Source organism: Gaetbulibacter aestuarii, assembly GCF_039537665.1.
GTDB lineage: Bacteria > Bacteroidota > Bacteroidia > Flavobacteriales > Flavobacteriaceae > Gaetbulibacter_A > Gaetbulibacter_A aestuarii.
Genome location: NZ_BAABAY010000001.1, coordinates 601096 through 621627 on the forward strand (window position 1 = coordinate 601096; position 20532 = coordinate 621627).

Annotated in this window: 21 protein-coding genes; 9 read left to right on the plus strand and 12 right to left on the minus strand. The window is 38.6% G+C overall.

Going from position 1 to position 20532, the window contains the following annotated elements:
* The first annotated feature begins 84 nt into the window (after positions 1-84).
* Positions 85-444 carry a YraN family protein gene (locus ABD682_RS02580; RefSeq protein WP_344738682.1) on the plus strand — a complete coding sequence of 120 codons (360 nt, stop codon included), beginning with the start codon at positions 85-87 and terminating at the stop codon, positions 442-444.
* Here ABD682_RS02580 and ABD682_RS02585 read toward each other — a convergent pair whose 3' ends face one another.
* Both ABD682_RS02585 and mfd read right to left on the minus strand, forming a co-directional pair.
* Entirely contained in the window at positions 445-1788 is a 1344-nt protein-coding gene (locus ABD682_RS02585) for a TlpA family protein disulfide reductase (RefSeq protein ID WP_344738684.1), read from the minus strand.
* Positions 1789-1809: 21 nt separating this feature from the next.
* The gene (gene mfd / locus ABD682_RS02590) at positions 1810-5172 is read right to left on the minus strand and encodes a transcription-repair coupling factor (RefSeq protein ID WP_344738686.1); all 3363 of its coding nucleotides are present in this window, start codon (positions 5170-5172) and stop codon (positions 1810-1812) included.
* Positions 5173-5558: 386 nt separating this feature from the next.
* On the opposite strand from mfd, the gene ABD682_RS02595 reads away from it, so the two are divergent.
* A complete protein-coding gene (locus tag ABD682_RS02595) occupies positions 5559-5990 on the plus strand; it encodes a TerB family tellurite resistance protein (RefSeq protein WP_344738688.1) in 432 nt (143 codons plus the stop codon).
* Between the two features lie 157 nt (positions 5991-6147).
* Positions 6148-7551: an OmpP1/FadL family transporter gene (locus ABD682_RS02600; RefSeq protein WP_344738690.1), complete on the plus strand. Its 1404-nt coding sequence runs from the start codon at positions 6148-6150 to the stop codon at positions 7549-7551.
* A gap of 7 nt (positions 7552-7558) precedes the next feature.
* Here the strand turns inward: ABD682_RS02600 and ABD682_RS02605 are convergent, their stop codons facing one another.
* The 5 genes from ABD682_RS02605 to metG form a co-directional block, all read right to left on the minus strand.
* A complete protein-coding gene (locus tag ABD682_RS02605; protein WP_344738692.1) occupies positions 7559-8461 on the minus strand; it encodes a histone deacetylase family protein in 903 nt (300 codons plus the stop codon).
* A 132-nt stretch (positions 8462-8593) separates the two neighbouring features.
* Complete coding sequence (locus ABD682_RS02610) at positions 8594-9070, minus strand: lipocalin family protein (RefSeq protein ID WP_344738694.1); 477 nt, start codon at positions 9068-9070, stop codon at positions 8594-8596.
* A gap of 389 nt (positions 9071-9459) precedes the next feature.
* Entirely contained in the window at positions 9460-10164 is a 705-nt protein-coding gene (locus ABD682_RS02615; RefSeq protein ID WP_344738696.1) for a YiaD family glycine zipper/OmpA-like lipoprotein, read from the minus strand.
* Between the two features lie 33 nt (positions 10165-10197).
* On the minus strand, positions 10198-10668 hold the full coding sequence (locus ABD682_RS02620) for a lipocalin family protein (RefSeq protein WP_344738698.1): 471 nt from the start codon (positions 10666-10668) through the stop codon (positions 10198-10200).
* 218 nt (positions 10669-10886) lie between these two features.
* Entirely contained in the window at positions 10887-12953 is a 2067-nt protein-coding gene (gene metG / locus ABD682_RS02625) for a methionine--tRNA ligase (protein ID WP_344738700.1), read from the minus strand.
* A 125-nt stretch (positions 12954-13078) separates the two neighbouring features.
* On the opposite strand from metG, the gene ABD682_RS02630 reads away from it, so the two are divergent.
* Positions 13079-14095 carry a S66 peptidase family protein gene (locus ABD682_RS02630; RefSeq protein WP_395360183.1) on the plus strand — a complete coding sequence of 339 codons (1017 nt, stop codon included), beginning with the start codon at positions 13079-13081 and terminating at the stop codon, positions 14093-14095.
* Between the two features lie 4 nt (positions 14096-14099).
* Here the strand turns inward: ABD682_RS02630 and ABD682_RS02635 are convergent, their stop codons facing one another.
* The gene (locus ABD682_RS02635; RefSeq protein ID WP_344738704.1) at positions 14100-14858 is read right to left on the minus strand and encodes a TerB family tellurite resistance protein; all 759 of its coding nucleotides are present in this window, start codon (positions 14856-14858) and stop codon (positions 14100-14102) included.
* 191 nt (positions 14859-15049) lie between these two features.
* Between ABD682_RS02635 and ABD682_RS02640 the strand changes: the two genes are divergently transcribed.
* The 4 genes from ABD682_RS02640 to ABD682_RS02655 all read left to right on the plus strand — a co-directional run bounded on the left by ABD682_RS02640 (position 15050) and on the right by ABD682_RS02655 (position 17989).
* Entirely contained in the window at positions 15050-15460 is a 411-nt protein-coding gene (locus tag ABD682_RS02640; protein ID WP_344738706.1) for a BrxA/BrxB family bacilliredoxin, read from the plus strand.
* 115 nt (positions 15461-15575) lie between these two features.
* Positions 15576-16313 carry a lysophospholipid acyltransferase family protein gene (locus ABD682_RS02645; protein WP_344738708.1) on the plus strand — a complete coding sequence of 246 codons (738 nt, stop codon included), beginning with the start codon at positions 15576-15578 and terminating at the stop codon, positions 16311-16313.
* A 10-nt stretch (positions 16314-16323) separates the two neighbouring features.
* The gene (locus tag ABD682_RS02650) at positions 16324-17319 is read left to right on the plus strand and encodes an acyl-ACP desaturase (RefSeq protein WP_344738710.1); all 996 of its coding nucleotides are present in this window, start codon (positions 16324-16326) and stop codon (positions 17317-17319) included.
* Positions 17320-17335: 16 nt separating this feature from the next.
* Entirely contained in the window at positions 17336-17989 is a 654-nt protein-coding gene (locus ABD682_RS02655; protein WP_344738711.1) for an HD domain-containing protein, read from the plus strand.
* Positions 17990-17992: 3 nt separating this feature from the next.
* Here the strand turns inward: ABD682_RS02655 and ABD682_RS02660 are convergent, their stop codons facing one another.
* From ABD682_RS02660 to ABD682_RS02675, 4 genes are all read right to left on the minus strand, one after another.
* The gene (locus ABD682_RS02660; protein ID WP_344738713.1) at positions 17993-18172 is read right to left on the minus strand and encodes a hypothetical protein; all 180 of its coding nucleotides are present in this window, start codon (positions 18170-18172) and stop codon (positions 17993-17995) included.
* 84 nt (positions 18173-18256) lie between these two features.
* Entirely contained in the window at positions 18257-18544 is a 288-nt protein-coding gene (locus tag ABD682_RS02665) for a type II toxin-antitoxin system RelE/ParE family toxin (RefSeq protein WP_344738715.1), read from the minus strand.
* Positions 18537-18776 carry a ribbon-helix-helix domain-containing protein gene (locus ABD682_RS02670; RefSeq protein WP_344738717.1) on the minus strand — a complete coding sequence of 80 codons (240 nt, stop codon included), beginning with the start codon at positions 18774-18776 and terminating at the stop codon, positions 18537-18539. Before ABD682_RS02670 ends, ABD682_RS02665 begins: the two co-directional genes overlap by 8 nt.
* Positions 18777-18857: 81 nt before the next feature.
* On the minus strand, positions 18858-19730 hold the full coding sequence (locus ABD682_RS02675; RefSeq protein ID WP_344738719.1) for an AraC family transcriptional regulator: 873 nt from the start codon (positions 19728-19730) through the stop codon (positions 18858-18860).
* Between the two features lie 199 nt (positions 19731-19929).
* Here ABD682_RS02675 and ABD682_RS02680 point away from each other — a divergent pair, with 199 nt between their 5' ends.
* Positions 19930-20526: a hypothetical protein gene (locus ABD682_RS02680; RefSeq protein ID WP_344738721.1), complete on the plus strand. Its 597-nt coding sequence runs from the start codon at positions 19930-19932 to the stop codon at positions 20524-20526.
* Positions 20527-20532 lie beyond the last annotated feature (6 nt).

Genomic DNA, 20532 nt, shown 5'->3' on the forward strand with positions numbered 1-20532 from the left:
TAATGGCACTAAAGCGTGATTAACAACGCTGCTGATTTTAACTAACGGGTATTGGTATTTGAGCCAATATAAAACACAACTATTTTGGCACAACACAACGAACTTGGTAAAAAAGGTGAGGAACTAGCAGTAGATTTTCTGTTAACTAAAGGCTACATCATTTTAGAACGCAACTATAGGTTTGATAAGGCCGAAGTTGATATCTTGGCCCAGTTAGGCGAAACGCTTGCTGTTATTGAAGTAAAAACGCGCTCTACAGCAGATTTTGGAAATCCGCAGGATTTTGTAAAACCTAAACAAATTGAAAACCTCGTGAAAGCGGTGGATGAATATATTGCCTCGAACAATTTGGATATGGAGGTGCGATTTGATATTGTCGCGATTGTACGAAACGGTAAAAATTTTGACATAGAGCATCTTGAAGATGCCTTTTATCATTTTTAATTATTCTGAAACTTGCCCCTGAGTATCTAAAAATTCTTCTAATTCATCGAGTGTTTTAGGCTTATTGATAATGTGTTTATCCTTATCTAAAATAAAATAAGTTGGCGTGGCTGTAACCCCATAGTTATTGCCAATTTCATTATCCCAATGGCCTGCGCCGTAAACATGTATAAAATCAGGAAATTTTTGTTTTACCTTTTCCCAGTTATCACGCCCGTCCTCAAGGCCAACAGCAACTACTTTTACATTAGGTTTGGTTTCTATGTATTTATAGAATTTAGGAACTTCATATAAACAGTGTGAACAGGTGCTGCTCCAAAACAGCACAACATACTCCTCAGCTCCTTTTAACTCACTAAGTTTTTTGATCACCGTTTTCCCATTTTGAGTCATTTCAATAGGAAAATCCGGGGCAATTTCTCCTATTCCGGTATTTATCAACATCAATAGATCATGGATGAGTTGCTGATCATTCAATTTTACAGCAATATCCATCAAATAAGTTTCAGCAATGTAATTTGCCACCTTGTCCTGCCCCAGGTCTTTAAATTGCTCCCAAAGATCAACCAATAAAATGCGTTTTGCTTTTATGGGAAGATCATCCTTCATAGCAGCACAGAATTTATCAATGTTCTTTTCATAATTTAAAACCTCATCCAAACCATCGGCACGCATGCCAAACACATAATTGAGCATTCGTTCCTCCAGAAAACTTGAGCTTTGCAGGATACGATCCTTAAAATCTACATGGTCGTAATAATGGGTTTTTAAATTATTTACGTAGGTGGATACATTCTGATATTTCTTAGGGATGTATGGTTTATTCGCTTTAATAAAGTGCAGTGCAATCATCCCTTCGGCTGCCTTTTCATATTGTGCCTGGGTTTCTCGTTGGGTCTTAAAGATCGACATGATCGCGGTAGTATCCTGACGTTGTTCACGGTAATAATTGCTAATACTCTGGGTTACCAACGACATGCTATTTGTATACGAGGTAAGCAGTTTATTTTCTTTTGATTTTAAAAATTCCACACCGGTTTCGGCGTTAAAAGCTAGTTCAATATCTTCTTTTCCGTTATAGATCACATCAAAATTATAATCCTCCTGAGGCACTGCATATACAATTCGGTAAATTCCTGTGGTTGCCGTAGAATCTAAAGAAAATTGAAAATGTCCGTCCTTATCTACCTTGGTGTTTGTTATGTAATTCGATAAACTTGGGGTTACCTTATAGAGCAAAACCACCTTGTAGTCCTTAGGTGGCGTAAAAGTTCCTTTAATGGTATGCTGGGCCAATAACATACCGGGTAATAAAAGAACGTAAACTATAAATTTGTTCAACATAAGTATGAGGGTTTTTATATTTTAAGTCACCATTGGTTGTAAGGCCTTAAGTGCTTGTTTTACTGATTTTATTGACTCAAAAGTAAGCAATAATCGCAAACCTTTGCGTGTTTGTTTCTCCTTCATTTTACAAATCGTCGGATTTGTTTGCACATATTGCAATACGCTCGTGAAATTATTACTTTGATAGAATCTGCTTTGCTGATCGTGAATAAAGTAACCTACTAATTTGCCATGCTTCATAACTACTTTTTCGAAGCCAATTTTAGTTGCGAGCCACTTAATTTTAACACTATCCAGAAGGTCCTCCACCTGTGTTGGTAAGGGCCCAAAACGATCTATTAGCTCTTTTTCGAACGCCACCAGTTCTTCTTCAGTTTTTAAATTATTGAGCTGCGTATACAGGTTCAAACGTTCCGTAATGTTGTTTACATAATCATCCGGGAACAATAACTCGAAATCACTATCAATAGTAACGTCTTTTACATAGACTTTATTGGCGCTGTCTTCATTATATAAGTCCTTGAACTCGTTTTCTTTAAGTTCTTCAATGGCTTCATTCAGGATCTTTTGATAGGTGTCAAAACCGATCTCATTAATAAACCCACTTTGCTCCCCTCCCAACAGATCTCCGGCACCACGAATTTCGAGATCTTTCATGGCAATATTAAAGCCACTTCCTAAAGCTGTGAATTGCTCCAGGGCTGTAATCCGTTTTCGCGCATCTTCGGTCATGGCAGAATATTCAGGAGTTATGAAGTAACAAAATGCTTTTTTATTGCTTCGCCCCACACGTCCGCGCATTTGGTGCAGATCACTCAAACCAAAATTATTGGCGTTATTAATGAAAATGGTATTCGCATTCGGAACGTCCAAACCACTTTCTACAATAGTTGTACTCACCAAAACATCAAATTCACCATTGATGAAAGCGAGCATCAGTTGCTCCAGTTTTTTACCTTCCATTTGCCCGTGACCAATACCTATTTTCGCATCCGGAACTAAGCGTTGCAGCATACCTGCCACTTCTTTAATGTTTTCAATACGATTATGAATGAAGAATATCTGGCCGCCACGCTGTATCTCATAACTAATGGCATCACGAATGGTTTCTTCATTAAATCGGATCACGTGGCTTTCAATAGGATATCGGTTTGGTGGAGGTGTCGTGATCACTGAAAGATCGCGAGCTGCCATTAAACTAAACTGCAATGTTCGCGGGATAGGCGTTGCGGTTAAGGTTAACACATCTACGTTCTCTTTTATGGTCTTTAATTTCTCTTTCACGGCCACACCAAACTTTTGTTCTTCATCTACAATAAGCAGGCCTAAGTCTTTAAATTTTACATTTTTATTAACCAATTGATGCGTCCCGATAATAATATCTACCGAACCTTTTTCTAAACCTTCCAGAGTTTCACGTTTTTCTTTAGCCGTACGGAAGCGGTTCACATAATCCACCGTTACCGGGAATTCTTTTAAGCGCTCTTTGAACGTTCTGGAATGTTGATACGCTAAAATGGTTGTGGGGACTAATACTGCCACCTGTTTGCCATTATCCACAGCTTTAAAAGCAGCGCGGATAGCAACTTCGGTCTTCCCAAAACCAACATCCCCGCACACCAAACGATCCATTGGGCGCTCGCTTTCCATATCCGCTTTAATATCCGCTGTAGCGGTACTTTGATCCGGAGTATCTTCGTAGATAAATGACGCTTCCAGCTCATGCTGCATGTAGCTGTCCGGGTTGTACTGATGGCCTCTTTTCGTCTTGCGTTTGGCGTAAAGTTTAATCAGATTAAAGGCCACGTGTTTTACGCGCGCTTTGGTCTTTTGTTTAAGCGTTTTCCATGCGTTACTTCCCAGTTTATATATTTTGGGTGGCTTGCCGTCCTTACCATTAAACTTCGTGATCTTATGCAAAGAATGGATGCTCAGATACAATATATCGCGCTCGCCATAGATGAGTTTGATGGCTTCCTGTTTTTTCCCTTCTACATCAATTTTTTTAAGTCCGCCAAAACGACCAATACCGTGATCAATGTGGGTAACATAATCACCAATATCCAGATTGGTAAGTTCTTTTAACGTAATGGCCTGCTTTTTCGCATAACCGTTTTTTATGTGGAACTTATGATAGCGCTCAAAGATCTGATGATCTGTATAACACACCAATTTGTTATTGTGATCGATAAAACCCTGATGCAAGGATAAGATCACGGTTTTGTATTCTTTGACATCCAAATGCGCATCATCAAAAATATCGTGAAAACGCTTGGCTTGTTGTTCACTAATACAAGCAATAAAATTCGCGTAACCCTTATCATGGTTGGCGTTCAGGTCTTCTATGAGTAAGTTGAATTGCTTATTGAATGCCGGTTGTGGTGTTGTATTAAATTCTATTTTTTTAGTGATCTCGCCTACGGCGGAATTATTCTTAGACGATCCAAAATTGATAAGTGTAAACGCTTCGAGTTGTGATCTTAAAAGTTCAGAATTACAGAATAACTCTGAAGGTTTCGCGTGTTTAATATCGTCTGAAAGATTCTTATAGGCTTCCTCGGCTTTAGCATAAAATTCATCGATACGAGCAAAAAGCATATCCGGGTTTTTTAAACACACGACGGTTTTTTGCGCAATGTATTTTAAGAAACTTTGTCGGCTTTCCTGAACCATTTTGTTAGCTACGTTCGGAATGATATTGATCTTTTTGATCTGATCGATCGACAACTGGGTTTCCACATCGAAAGTTCGAATACTATCCACCTCATCGCCAAAAAATTCAATACGATACGGTTGATCATGAGAGAAAGAAAACACATCTACAATACCTCCACGAACAGAGAACTCACCGGGTTCCGTGACAAAATCAACCCGTTTGAACTTATAATCGAACAAGACCTCATTTACAAAATCGATGGATAGTTTATCGTTAACCGAAATTTTCAGTGTGTTGCGCTCAAGTTCTTTTCTGGTAACCACCTGCTCGAACAGGGCGTCGGGATAGGTTACGATAATGGCCGGTTTTTTCTGTGAATTAATACGGTTTAAAACTTCTGCACGAAGCAGCACATTGGCGTTATCGGTTTCCTCTACTTCATAAGGGCGGCGGTAACTCCCGGGATAAAAGAGCACATTGTTTTCATTGCATAATTGCTCAAGGTCATTCAGGTAGAAGGCGGCTTCTTCTTTATCGTTAAACACCAAAAGAAACGGTTTTTCGGCGGCTTTAAATACGCTTGAAATCACGAAAGACAGTGCAGAACCTACTAATCCTGTAAGCGCTAATTTTGGCGTGTTTTTTTGGGATTGGGCAATAGCAATCTGCAGATTTTGCACTTGCAAAGCCTGTTGATAGGTTTGAGAGATTAGGGTTTTACTCACCTATGCTTTTTTTAGTGCTGCAAATATACGGTATGGTTCGTGTGTTATAAAAGGATTTTTAGGAGTTTTTTTGAGGATGTCGTCATTACGAGGAAGAATGACGAAGTATTTTTATGATGGGATCTCCTTTTTGAAAGATTACTTCGCGCTGCTTTCAATAACGGAGAGATTCTTCATGATGCTCTAAACAACATTCGTGTACTATGAAGCCCGCGTTAGGCCTGCCTGCCGGCAGGCAGGGATAGTAGCGGAAAGCCCACAGCGAGGCACGAGCGCGGACTTGCAGCGGATAGCCCGACCCTTGTGGTAACGCCCAAAAAAACTGTTTCATATCAGTTTGAATTTTTAAAAAATTATGTAGGTTTGTAGCATATAAAAACAAGTTTATGTCGTTTTCAGATTTATTTGACAGTGGATTTAAAGAACGCAACGAAGATCACTTCGCGGCGATTGTTCGTGTGGCTATGGATGATGGGATTATTACCCCGGATGAACAGGCCTTTTTGGACCGTTTGGCGCGGAATTTAGATATTAGCGAATCGGATTATAAAGAGATTTTAAAGGATTACAATTCGCATCCTATTAATCCGCCGGTATCTTACGATAACCGTTTGGAGCGTTTGTACGATTTGGTGCGTATGGTGCATGTAGACCAAATTAAAGGAGATCCGGAGCACCGCCTTTTAAACAAGATTGGTGTTGGTCTTGGGTTTCATGCCGTGAATGTGAAATACATTATGGATAAAGCTCTGACGCTGGTTGGTAATGGTGCCGATCTGGACACATTTATGGAAGAAATTAAGAATATGAACAGATAATAGCTCTGTACCCTAATAATTTGAAAGCACCCTTTTTTGGGTGCTTTTTTTATGAATAAAATAGAATTCATGACAAAGGTCATATTTCCCTGAAAATAGGCCGTTTACCTTTGTGACTCTATTTATAACCACTGAGTTTCTTCAAATGTAAATTGTTATGAAAACTTCCCTAATACCTTCGTTATTTTTACTTTTTTCTATATCTGTTTTTTCACAAGTTGGCCATGTTATGCAGGGCGTGGGCGCTGTAAATATGTCGATGGGTGGTGCTGCGACTGCTCAACCTTTAGATATTTCCGGAGCATTGCAATGGAACCCGGCCTCTATTTCTGCCTTTGATAAAACCTCTGTAAAACTGGATGTCGGCCTATTTTTTTCGTCTCCGGAATTAAGCTCAGGCCTACCGGCAAACATGCTTTGGCAACCCGGAGATTTTGGCCCGGACACACCCGGAGCACCCCCAGTATCAGGTGTTACTAAAGACGATCGAGGTCTTTCTGTAATGCCTGCTCTAGCGATGGTTTGGGCTAATAATGAGAGCAAACACACTTTTGGTGTATCAGCATTTGGTATTAGTGGGTTTGGAGTAACCTTCCCACAGGAAAATAATGCGCCTGTAGATGCTTTGGGTCAACCAAATCCAAATTTTAATCCCTATCTAAATTCGAATCCTGTAAACTACCCACAGGCAGCACAGGGATTTGGAAGAATTGAATCTGATTACATGCTTTTTCAAGTGAGTGGAACCTATGCTTACGCCATTTCGGACCACTTTTCAATCGGGATACAACCTAACATCAATTACTCAGGGCTAGAACTTGAGCCTAACCCTACGGCAAAACCTAATATGACCGGTTATCCAGCTACCAACCATGCCTCGGCTTTTGGTTTTGGTGCCCAGTTTGGGTTGTTCTATGATTCCGGAATGGGTTTAAAATTAGGCGCTTCTTATAAAACGGTTCAAAAATTTAGTGCTTTCGAATTTGAAAACACCTATCCGGATGGCTCGACTGCTAAAAATAAATTTCAAATGGATTATCCTGCTATCTTCTCTTTAGGTCTGGGGTATTCTTCCGGAAATATTGACCTTGCATTGGATTTCAGACGTATTGATTATGAAAATACCGATGGATTCTCAGAAACAGGTTGGACATTTGACAGCAATATGTTACCCTCTGTCGCTGGATTTGGATGGCAAAATATTTCGATACTTTCTATGGGTATTCAATACAAAGGCATTACAAAACTACCTGTTCGATTAGGGTATACCTACAGTTCGAACCCTATCCCAAAAGACCTCGCCTTTTTTAATATTCCCGCAACTGCTGTTATTAAAAATGCATACCAGTTTGGATTGAGCTATGAATTAAATTCAAATTGGAAGATCGATGCGGTTTTCCATTATGGAGATAGTAACGGCTCTACTGAAGGGAAAATTTTAAACCCTCGAAATATTTCCGCTAACAATCCATTAGGAGCTATTCCGCAATCTTTTGTTTCATACAAAATGAATACTTCCATGGCTATGTTTGGATTAAGCTATACGTTTCATAAAAAGTAAGGAGACGCTAAAAGAATATTTCCTGAGCCAGGCGAAAGGTGTTGGCATGAGCGTTGATAATAATTTTGATGTCTTTGGAATAGCCGCCTCCCATGGAACACATTACCGGAAGATTTAGATTTTTACAGGTTTGTAACACGAATCGGTCGCGTTCCTTGCATCCTTCAGGAGTTAAGCCTAGTTTGCCCAGTTTATCGGAAGCTAATACATCAACGCCACAGAGGTAATAGATAAAATCGGGCTTTTGGGTTTCGATGAGTTTTGGGAGCGTATCCTTAAGGACTTTTAAATAGTGGGTATCTTCAGTATTATCTTCCAGGGGAATATCGAGGTCGCTGGTTTCCTTTTTGAAAGGATAATTACTTTTTCCGTGTATGGAAAATGTAAATACTCGGGAGTCATTTTGAAAGATTTCTGCCGTACCATTACCTTGATGTACATCAAGATCCACAATAAGAATTTTTTCGGCCTTTCCGGCATCAAGTAGATAGCGTGCGCCGATCGCCTGATCATTAAGCAAGCAAAATGCTTCGCCCCTATCGGAATACGCGTGATGCGTGCCTCCTGCAATATTCATGGCAATACCGTATTGTAGCGCAAAATCGCTAGCTTTTATGGTTCCGTCGGCAATGATGATCTCGCGTTCCACAAGTTCGGTACTTAACGGAAAACCAATCTTTCGAGCGGCTCGTTTATCTAAACTGAGATCTTGTAACTGCCTGTAATAGGTTTCGGTGTGAGCCTTTAAAATGTGGCTTTCATCAGGAATTTGCGGCTTAAAAAAATGGTCGTAGTTACAGGTGCCTTCGTGGAGAAGTTGCTGCGGCAATAACTCATATTTAATCATTGGGAAGCGATGACCCTCCGGTAATGGGTGTTTATAAATAGGATGATACGCAATTTTTAACATAGACAAGACAGTAACCGTTCCTACGGTGAGTTCAGTTTCTTGCGAAAATACCAAAAAAAAACAGGGTGCTCCAAAAGGAGCCCCTGCTAACATTAGAATTTAAAAAATTCGTTAATTACGAATTTGACTAATTCATTGTTTAATAAAATTCATTGTGAAAACAAAAGGACTTCCATCGATGGTTGAAGTTTGTTGCCATTCCATTTTGGACGATGTGAGGGAGATCATTTTGGTACGAAATGCTGCATTAGTCTCAGAATTTCCATCAGCATCGGTAGGTGTTATCAAAAAATCGTACTTGCCGATCTCCTGTTTCGTTTCATCAATTTTAAAAACAAAATAGCGATCACCGGGTTGGCAGGTAGCATCTGTTATGGAGTACGTCCCTTTTTGTTTATTTGAGGAGAACTTCCATATACTTCCTGTAAAGCAGGTATTTGAGGCATCATTGAATAATTTAATGGAATACTCGTCCGAATCGTCGTAGGTAATACTGTTGAGAACCCAGGTTCCTTTAGGGAGGTTGCTCTGCGTTGTTGTTGAATTTTTTGTTGTACCACAAGCCAACACAATACTTGCGAACAAAAGAGGGATAAAAATTTTTTTCATATGAATTAAGATTTAGGTTTAAAAAACAACCCCCTTAACAAGTTGAATTTATCAACAAGCTAAGGGGGTGGTTTAATATGATTTTTGTGTCACTCAGGTTTATTGAACCTAGTTACTATGAAAAACTAAAATGTTTTATGTATTAAATAAACACTTGTGACACAGATGTAAAGATAATTTCCCATTAGAGAAAATTAATGAATTTTTCTTTTTTTATTATTTTAAATTAGTTTTAACTAACTTATTTTCAGTATTTTAAATGAATTTTGAATGGTTTCATGATTTATTCAAAATTCCGACAAACGGTTAATTCTTTTAAGACTATTAAAAAAATAGGGTTGCATCTCATAGATACAACCCTAAGTCATTAACTTTAATTAAAATATGTCTTACTCGCCGGCTTGCTGTTTTGCTTCCTTAATCATTTGTTCATTTGGCAAAATGGCAATGTTAACACGACGATTTTTAGCCCGCCCTTCAGCCGTGTTGTTATCATACATTGGTTGGGTTTCACCAAACCAATTGGTGGTAAAACGACCTGAACTCAAGCCTTTTCCAATAAAATAATTAGTTACAGCATAAGCTCTGTTTTTAGATAATTCCATGTTGTAGTCTGCGTCTCCGGTACTATCTGTGTGTCCAACTACCAGTATATTCGTATCTGGATATTCTTTGAATACGCCTACCAATTTATTTAAGGTTTCTTGCGACGCTGTGTTGATATTGTATTTGTTTGTAGCGAAATATACGCCACTATTTTCGTTAAAGGTTACTACGATACCATCATCAACACGTTCTACCTCAGCCCCGGGAATTTCCTCTTCGATCTTTTGGGCCTGTTTGTCCATTTTATTTCCGATCAGGACACCGGCTGTTCCGCCAACTACACCGCCAATTACGGCACCAAGTTCACCATTACCACCTTTACCTACATTGTTACCAATTATGGCGCCAATTACGGCTCCTCCTGCGGCACCAATAACGCCGCCTTTTTGTTTGTTGTTGGCATTTTGAATGGCTTTACACTGCGTCAAACTTAGAACCAGGATGAAACTTAATCCTAATAGAGTTCCTTTTTTTATATAGTTTTTCATGTTTTTTAATTTATAATTTAGATGTGTTTTAGTTTAGCTCTTAACGAAGTTCATACTAATGGTAAACGGACTACCACCAACCATAACAGTTTGTTGCCATTGCATGGTTGTTTCTGTTAAAGAGCTTAATTTTATACGGAAGCCTTGATTGGTTTCTGATTTACCCTTAGCATCAGTGGGTTTCAATAAAAAGTCGTACAAACCGGTTTGTGCATCTACTTCATCTATTGTGAAAATAAAATAGCGTTCGCCAATGCCACAACTAGAATTGTTGATGGTATAGGTTCCGGTATTATTATTCGGGATGAATTGCCAGCTACTGCCCTCAAAGCAGTCTTTGGAAGCGTCGTCCAGGAGTTTTATTTTATAGGTTCCGGCACGGTCGTAAGTTATATTACTTAGAGTCCAGGTGCCTTTTAAAGTATGTTTTGCTGTTCGGACTGTTTTGGATGCACCACAAGACAGGAGTCCCAGGGTTAGCACCATTATCATTAATTTTTTCATAGAATAGGTTTTAAGATTTTTAGGATTAATAGCTTTAATTTCCTCGACATGCCATCGTAAAACGGAACATCTGTAAATATATACGAGAACCTTTGGAGTCTTAGATTTTGAAACCCTTGAACTTACTCAGAAACCGAAGATTGGTTGTTCCTGATTTTTGTATGACTTCGCAACAATTTTAAAGGTACGCAATTGTATTGAAATAAAGCTATACTAAATTAACTAATTGGTAAACCGTTAGGAGTAGAATTATCATCAGTATTCACAAAAACCAACTGACCTTCAGCGGTTTCCGTCATCAAGATCATTCCCTGACTTTCAACACCTCGTAAAGCGCGTGGCGCCAAATTAACTAAAACGGTAACGCGTTTTCCCACAACTTCTTCCGCAGAAAAACTTTCGGCAATACCCGATACAATGGTTCGCACATCCAATCCGGTATCTACTTTTAGTTTTAACAACTTTTTGGTCTTGGGCATTTTTTCAGCCTCCAGAATGGTGCCGACACGCAGATCTAATTTACTGAAATCCTCAAAAGAAATTGTATCTTTTTGAGGTGTGGCCTGTTTGTTTGCAGCCTCATTGGCCTTTTTATTAGCCTCCAGTTTATCAAGTTGTTCCTGAATGGTTTTATCCTCTATTTTAGAAAACAAAAGGGTGGCTTTACCAATGGCATGTCCGGCCGGTAACAGCGTATTTTGTTCGGAAATGGCCTGCCAGTCCAATGCTTTTTCCAAGGCATCAAAATGCAACATCTCCTTAAGTTTCGCCGAAGTAAAAGGTAAAAATGGTTCGCTCAAAGTGCCCAAGGCAGCCGTAATTTGAAGGGCTACATACATAATCGTTTTCGTTCGGTCTTCATCTTCCTTGATGACTTTCCAGGGTTCGGCATCTGCTAAATATTTATTTCCTAAACGTGCGAGATTCATAAGTTCTTGTTGCGCTTCGCGGAAGCGGTAACGCTCAATGGAACTCGCTATCACATCAGGATAGGCTTTAATTGCCGCTAAAGTGTGTTCGTCTTCCTCGGTTAACTCAGAAGGTTCCGGAATAACACCATCATAATATTTTTGGGTTAATACAACCACGCGATTGATGAAGTTTCCAAAAATAGCAACCAGTTCACTATTGTTTCTGGCTTGAAAATCTTTCCAGGTAAAATCGTTATCCTTGGTCTCCGGAGCATTTGCTGTTAACACATAGCGCAAAACATCCTGCTGATCCGGAAATTCTTCAAGATATTCATGCAACCAAACCGCCCAATTCTTGGAGGTTGAAAGTTTGTTCCCTTCCAGGTTCAAAAATTCGTTGGCAGGCACATTATCAGGTAAAATAAAAGAGCCTTCAGCACGCAACATGGCCGGGAAAATAATACAATGGAATACAATGTTGTCTTTTCCAATAAAATGCACCAGTTTCGTGTCTTCCGATTTCCAATAGGGTTCCCAATCTTTTCCAACGCGATCGGCCCATTCTTTTGTAGATGAAATATAGCCTATAGGGGCATCAAACCAAACATAAAGCACCTTACCTTCACCACCTTCAACAGGTACAGGGATTCCCCAGTCGAGATCACGAGTTACCGCTCTCGGACGCAGACCATCATCGATCCAGGATTTACATTGTCCGTATACATTGGGCTTCCAATCTTTTTTATGACTTTTCAGGATCCATTCTTTTAAAAAAGCTTCATGCTGATCAAGAGGTAAGAACCAGTGTTTTGTTTCTTTTAATGTTGGGGTATTCCCGGTTAGTGCTGATTTCGGATTGATCAAATCTGTGGCATTCAAACTAGAGCCGCAGTTCTCACACTGGTCGCCGTAAGCTTCGTCGTTACCACATTTCGGACACGTACCGGTTACAAAACGATCTGCAAGGAACTGATGCGCTTTTTCATCGTAAAGTTGTTCTGTGGTTTCTTCAATAAATGCACCCTTTTCATATAAGGTTTTAAAGAATTCAGAAGCGGTATTATGATGAATTTTAGCCGTAGTTCTGGAATAATTATCAAATGAAATACCAAAATCTTCAAACGACTTCTTAATGATGGCATGGTATTTATCCACAATATCCTGCGGGGTCACGCCTTCATTTTTTGCTTTGATGGTAATAGGCACACCATGTTCGTCGCTACCACCAATTAAAACCACATCCTTTCCTGTAAGTCGCAGATATCTGGCATAAATATCGGCAGGTACATAAACACCGGCCAAATGCCCGATATGAATTGGACCGTTGGTATAAGGTAAAGCCGTTGTAATTGTATATCGTTTAGGATTATTCATCAGTATTCTTTAATTTCATCACATCGCGATTCAAAAGTCATTTCGCAACGCTGTTTCAGTTTTGTAATTGGCCGTAAAAGTACACAATTTACAAGCGATTTAGAAAAAAAATGTACATTTACCATATGTCTAAAACCCCACAAATAGTTCGCCTTTTTTTTGCGCTTTTTTTCATGGGAAACACACTGAGTTTTGCACAACAACATGACCTACAAAAACAACACGAATTAATGCAACCACCTTACCTAAAGCAAGGCGATACTGTAGCCATTGTAGCACCTTCAGGAATTTTGAAGAACAAGGAACACGATATTGATTTAGCTGAACGCCTTCTCAGAAGCTGGGGTTTACATCCGGTATTGGGCGAAAACTTGTTCAGTAAGGATCATCATTTTGCAGGCACAGATGCCGAACGCACCGAAGATTTTCAAAAAGCACTTGACGACCCCTCAATAAAAGCTATTTGGTGTGCTCGTGGTGGTTATGGCAGTGTGCGTATTTTAGATCATCTCGACTGGACTACTTTTAAGAAACACCCGAAATGGGTTATTGGGTATTCGGATATCACGGCGCTTCACAACCAGATTCACAATGAAGGTGTGGAAAGCATTCACGCCATCATGTGTTCCAGTTTACAGGATGATAAAGCACCAATAGAAAAGTCTATTGAATCTTTTAAAGCTGCTATTTCCGGACAGCCCCTTAGTTATAAACTTAAACCTTCGAAATACAATCGCCCCGGAACGGCTACGGGAGAACTGGTTGGTGGTAATTTAACGCTATTGCATACCATGTTGGGCTCTAAAACGAGCATTAATACCGAGGGTAAAATTCTTTTTATTGAAGAAATTGGAGAATACAAATACCATATCGATCGGATGCTTCAAAGTTTGAAACGAGCCGGTTACTTCGATCATTGTAAAGGTTTGATCGTTGGAGATATGACCAAACTTCGCAAAAACACCACCAAATGGGGATCGTCTGTTGAACAACTTATTTTGGATGCTTTACAGGATTATGATTTTCCTATTGCATTTAAAATGCCAGCGGGTCATGAAGATGACAACAGGGCAATGATTCTGGGGCGAACTATCGACCTGACAGTTGCCAAAAGTGGTTCAACGATAAATTTTCACCAATAAAAGGCTAAAAACCGCGCTCTTTTTGGATCTGTTCGTAAGCTTCCTGTACCTGACGGAATTTTTCTTCAGCGCCTTTTTTATGAGCTTCACCTAAATGAATAACCTTATCGGGATGGTATTTTTTAGCCATTTTTCTATAGGCTGTTTTGATCTCATTCACGGAAGCCGACTTGTCTATTTCCAGGATTTTATAAGCATTATCACTGTTTCGGTAGAACATGGCTTTGATACTTTCGTAGTCTAAAGAGCTAATGCCTAAATAGCCGGCCATGATACTGATTTGTTGTTCTTCATCTGCCGTTACCAGACCATCCGCTTTAGCGATACCAAATAAAAAGTGGATTAACTGCAAACGCGAGGGATGATCCATCATTTGTCGGATCTGCAAACAAACCTGGCGGGTAGAAATATTTTTTTGTTTTGCTATGTTCTTAAATAACCGAAAGGCTTGATTTGCGCGTTCTTTCCCATACATGCTCACAAATTGCTTCCGCACAAAATCCAGTTCGCGCTGGTCTTGTTTACCATCAGCCTTAATGACGATGGAAGCCAGAATCAAAAGACTCACCTCAAAATCGCCCGGGCGTGTATTGTATATCGCACTATGGTGTTGCCGTTGTTGTCCTTGATGCCCGGTAAAATTGCCGGAATCGCCATTTGACATGGCATCTATCATACTGCCAATTGCTACACCTATGATAGCGCCAATAGGACCTCCAAAAGACCATCCCAGGGCACCACCAATCCATTTTGAAAAACCCATGTAAGTATCTCATTAAATTTACGTCAAACCTACACATAAATTCTCGCTATTGAAAGCAGAATCCGGCTTATGAAAGGCCAACAAAAAAAATTGTTCAATAATTGTAAATGTTAGTTGTTTGGTTCACAGAATTGTTACACAATTGGTATCTTTGCACACATTTACAATCTAATTATTAAAAATTAAAATATATGTATCCAGCAGAATTAGTAAAACCTATGCGTGAAGACCTTACTAAAGTAGGTTTTGAAGAATTACATACGCCGGAAGATGTTGATGCCGCTTTAGCTAAAGAAGGAACTACACTAGTTGTAGTAAATTCTGTTTGTGGTTGTGCTGCAGCCAACGCTCGCCCGGGTGCCCGTTTAAGTTTACAAAACGCCAAACGCCCTGATCATATCGTTACTGTTTTTGCAGGCGTTGATAAAGAAGCCGTGGAGCGTGCCAGACAACATATGGTGCCATTTCCACCAAGCTCACCAAGTATGGCTTTATTCAAAGATGGTGAATTAGTTCATATGTTAGAACGTCATCACATTGAAGGACGTCCTGCCGAATTGATCGCAGACAATCTTGTAGACGCTTACAACACACATTGCTAAGATCAAGAAAATTGCTTTTACTTTAGGTGAAAGTAAAACTTTACAATATGAGAGAACCACGATTTATTCGTGGTTTTTTTTATGCATTTTCTAGGCATTAAGTTACCTTTGTTTCATGCGTAAAATAATTGCTTATCCCCTAACGGCTGTTTATTATCTGTGTTTCTACACAACGCTTTTGGTGTTTCATCCCATACAATGGATCAGTTTTAATGTTTTCGGTTATCAAGCCCACAAAATAAGCGTGGACTGGATGCAATTTTTCATTATGCGATGCCTTAATATTCTAGGAACACGTTTTAGTTTTAAGAATGATTTTAATATTCCCAAAGGTCATCCCCTTATTGTTGTAACGAATCACCAGAGCATGTACGATATTCCACCGTTGATCTGGTATATGCGAAAATATCATCCTAAATTCATTAGTAAAATAGAATTGGGTAAAGGCATTCCCAGCGTTTCTTACAATTTGCGTCATGGCGGTTCGGCTTTGATAGACCGCAAAAATCCGAGACAAGCTTTCCCAGCCATATCAAATTTTGGCGAATACATTGAGCGCACCAAGCGTTGCGCTGTTATTTTTCCGGAAGGTACCCGAAGTAAAACAGGTGAATCAAAACCCTTTCAAACAAAAGGTTTAACCCTTTTATTTAAAAAAATCCCGTCGGCCATTATCGTTCCCATTACCATAAATAATTCCTGGAAAACGTTCCGTTATGGAAAATTTCCCATGGGAATTGGCACGCATATGAAATTTAAGGTACAAAAACCCTTATATTTAAGTGATTATGAAGACAAAGCCGAATTAATTGACCAAATTGAAAAAGCAGTAAAAAAAGATATTCATCCTTAAAAATAAAATTATGTCTGAAAAGAATGTTCGTTTAGAAGTTATGCAGTTTTTGGAAAAAGACGTAGAATCCTTAATCAAAAAATACCTCATCCCCGTAGATACCATCTGGCAACCCAGTGATTTTTTACCCAATTCAGAATCCGATAGTTTTTTTGACGAAGTGACAGAGATCCGGGAGCTTTCCAAAGAATTACCCTATGATTTTTGGGTCGTTTTAGTAGGTGATATGATTACCGAAGAAGCGCTTCCAACCTATGAATCCTGGCTTATGGATGTTGAAGGTGTTAATCAGGTAGAAAATGGCGGTAATAGCTGGTCGAAATGGGTAAAACACTGGACGGGCGAAGAAAATCGTCATGGTGATTTACTGAACAAATACCTGTATTTATCGGGCCGCGTGAATATGCGCGAGATCGAAAAGACCACCCAGCACCTTATTGCTGACGGTTTTGATATTGGAACCGATCGCGATCCTTACAAGAATTTCGTTTACACCAGTTTTCAGGAGTTAGCAACCTACATTTCTCATAATCGTGTTGCCAAGATCGCCAAGAAAAACAGCAACAAACAATTGGGTAAAATGTGTCAGATCATTTCCGGCGACGAAATGCGCCATCATAACGCTTATTCCGAGTTTGTTGAACGTATTTTCAAAGTAGATCCAAGCCAAATGATGCTGGCGTTTTACGATATGATCAAGCAAAAAATTACCATGCCGGCCCATTTTTTACGGGAATCCGGTGGAAAAATAGGAACCGCTTTTGAAGAATTTTCAAATACGGCGCAACGTATCGGTGTGTATACCTCAAAAGATTATGTAGATATTTTAGTAAAACTGATCAAGCGTTGGGAAATAGATAAGATCACTGACTTAACTGATGAGGCCGAAAAAGCCCGTGATTATTTAATGAAACTTCCGGACCGAATGTATCGCTTATCGGAACGCATGAAAATTCCTGAAAACTCCTATGAATTTAAATGGGTGCAGCCTGCAATTGTAAAGTAAAATATCCTAATTAAACATGAAGGAAAAAGAGGTTATCGATAAAACCATAGCTTTTGTGAAACATACTTTGGCAGATGCCGAAGGCGGTCATGACTGGTTTCATATTGAACGTGTTTATAATAATAGTTTATTGATTGCCAAATCGGAACCGGTAGATGTTTTTGTAGTATCGCTCGGCGCCTTGTTACACGATATCGCCGATAGTAAGTTTCATAATGGTGATGAATCTGTAGGACCTAAAATGGCTCGTGAGTTTTTATTTAAAAATGATGTAGATTCTCAGGTGATCGAACATGTGGTAAATATCATTGAGCATATTTCCTTTAAAGGCGGAAACGTAAATCAGGCCTTTAACTCTCCGGAATTGGATGTTGTTCAGGATGCCGACCGCCTCGATGCCATTGGTGCCATTGGTATTGCGCGCTGTTTTAATTATGGCGGCTTTAAAAACCGACCTCTTTTCGACCCGAGTATTAAGCCCAACCTCAACATGACCAAGGAAGAATATAAAGCTTCAAAAGCACCTACGATCAATCATTTTTACGAAAAATTATTGCTTTTGAAGGATCGTATGAATACCGCTACCGGTAAAAAGATCGCTCAGAAGCGCCATGCTTTCATGGAATTATATCTGGATGAATTCTACGCGGAATGGGATGGGAATAAGTAAGGTTTAATTTTCTCTGGCAACTTCCAAAGCGGTGAGTTTACTTTCTAAAACAGCCAATTCTTCTCCTTTTTGAATAATTTCTTCAGCGGATAGGTCGTTATGATCATTCATAAAACGTATAATTTCCTCTCGTTTTATAGAATAATAACTGATGGCTTCTGCAATTTTTTTTGAATCGGACATGTTGTGTTTACAATTTGTTGTAGGTTAAGTAATGGTTATTAATAAGCCGAGAACATAGATTGAACATGTACTGCTCCATATTTTTTAAACTAAATTTTTTAAATCTTGCCGACCAACAATAGCCATTGTCTCAACCATATCGCCATTGATTTTAAAGAAAATACTGTCCGATCCACAGACACAGCGTCTATATCCCGTTTTAATAAAATCAACCGAATCGAATGAATATGGTCGTTGGGAGATAATATCAAAATATTCAAAAAAAGAGTGAAAATATTTATCCGCCTGCACCATACCAAATTTATTAACACCATAATGATGAATTCTAATTAAGTCCTCTTTAGCAGTGTTACTTAATTTGTATTTAGCCATTTAATTGGCGCTTAGACTGAGATAAAATCTGATCTTTACTATCTGAGGTAAACCCACTGTTTTCTGCACTATCTAACTTAGCAGCAATCCAATCAATTTGTTTTTGCTGTTTGCGTGCTTGCCTAATGAGATCATTAACAAGTTCACTTTTGCTTGAGTACTCATTATTCTCAACCTGTGCCTTTAACCATTTATCATTTGGTTCCGTTAAAGAAATGCTTTGTCGTGCCATTAGATGCGAATTTGATGTAAATTTACACCAAAAACTCTATTTTTCAAATTTTCTAATCTAAAGTATTGTTACCGCTGATACCTACTGAATAATGTGCTTGATCTCTTTACGGTATTGAGAGGCACTTTTTCCGGTCAATTCATTGAACTGCTTATTGAAATGTGAAAAATTATTAAATCCGCATTCAAAACAAATATCAGCAATACTCATCTGACTTTCATTAAGTAACTTGGTGGCATGCACCACACGATATTCATTTACTAACTGTGTAAAGGTTTTACCGGTGGTTTTCTTAAAATATCTACAGAAAGCAGGAACCGTCATGCTAACAACATCTGCAATTTCATCCAAAGGAATCTGATTTTGGAAATTCTTATTCACATATTTATAGATCATACTGATCTTATCACTATCCTGTGGATTGGTTTCCAAAGCAATGCCGTCAGCATTTAACAAAGTATAGCCATCGGTATTTGCCAAATAGTTCAAAATTTCTAAAAATTTTAAAACACGTTCCAGCCCGTCATAATCCGTTAGACTGTTAATTTTTGGACCAATAACCTTTTTGGTTTCAATATTAAAACGAATGCCTTTTTTTGCTCGATCGAACAACGCAGCAACACTCTGCATTTCAGGAATTTTAATAAAATCATTACCTAAAAAATCCTGTTTGAATTGTACGGTGGTCTCACTCCCGTTCGCTGTAAGCCTGTCAGCAAAACCATTATGCGGTAAATTCGCCCCTATTAATATTAATTGACTGTTATTGAAATAAGACAAATGGTTACCAATATGTGTTTTTCCCTGCCCTTTATCAACATAAACGAGTTCTAACTCCGGATGAAAATGCCAGTAGGCATTATTCTTGTCCAGTTGCTCAACATGCTGTCTCACCAAAATGGAACTTCCAAAACTTGGTGTCAGTTTTTCTAAAGTAGGTTTTTTGGTTATCATATTGCAATTTTAGACAAAAGTACTACTTATTATGCATACATTATATATTCTATTACCTCAAATCTATGTTATTTTAACTTAACATTCAGTTAACATTCGTTTAACAGATAATTTAGCATATAAATTCATCAAATTTGATGTTTTCTACGCCGTATGATGCCTCTATCTTTGTACCGTTGAACGTTATTAAATCCAAATCATGAAAAAATTATTAACTAACAGTATTTTGATAGCAACGATGTTTGCTACGGTACACAGTTTTGCTGCAACAGCAACAATAAATAATGACCTAAAACCTTATGACGAAGGTAAAATGGCATTAACCTTAGAAAATGTAAGTTCAGGAAATTCTCTGGCGATCAAAGATAGCAACGGCATGGTGCTTTATAAAGAATTAATTAAAACTTCCGGTACTTATAAAAAAGGATTCGATTTAACAGCATTGCCCGATGGAGCTTATGTTTTTGAATTGGATAAAGATCTTGAAATTAAAATTATTCCTTTCACTGTAACAGCGAATAAGGTTGCATTCAAAAAAGCTGAGTCAAAATCGATTTTCAAACCTTACATCAGACAAAAAGATAACAAGGTTTTAATTTCAAAATTAGCCTTAAATGGTGAGCCAGTTAAGATAGATATTTATGCTGAAACAGATGGTGTTTATCAATTATCGTACTCTGAAACTATCAAAGGTGTTAAAGCAATAGGAAAAGTTTACGCCCTTAAAAGTGGCGCAACGTATAAAATTACTCTTAAATCTATAAACAAGGAGTTTACAACATTCATTAATAATTAGTTTAAT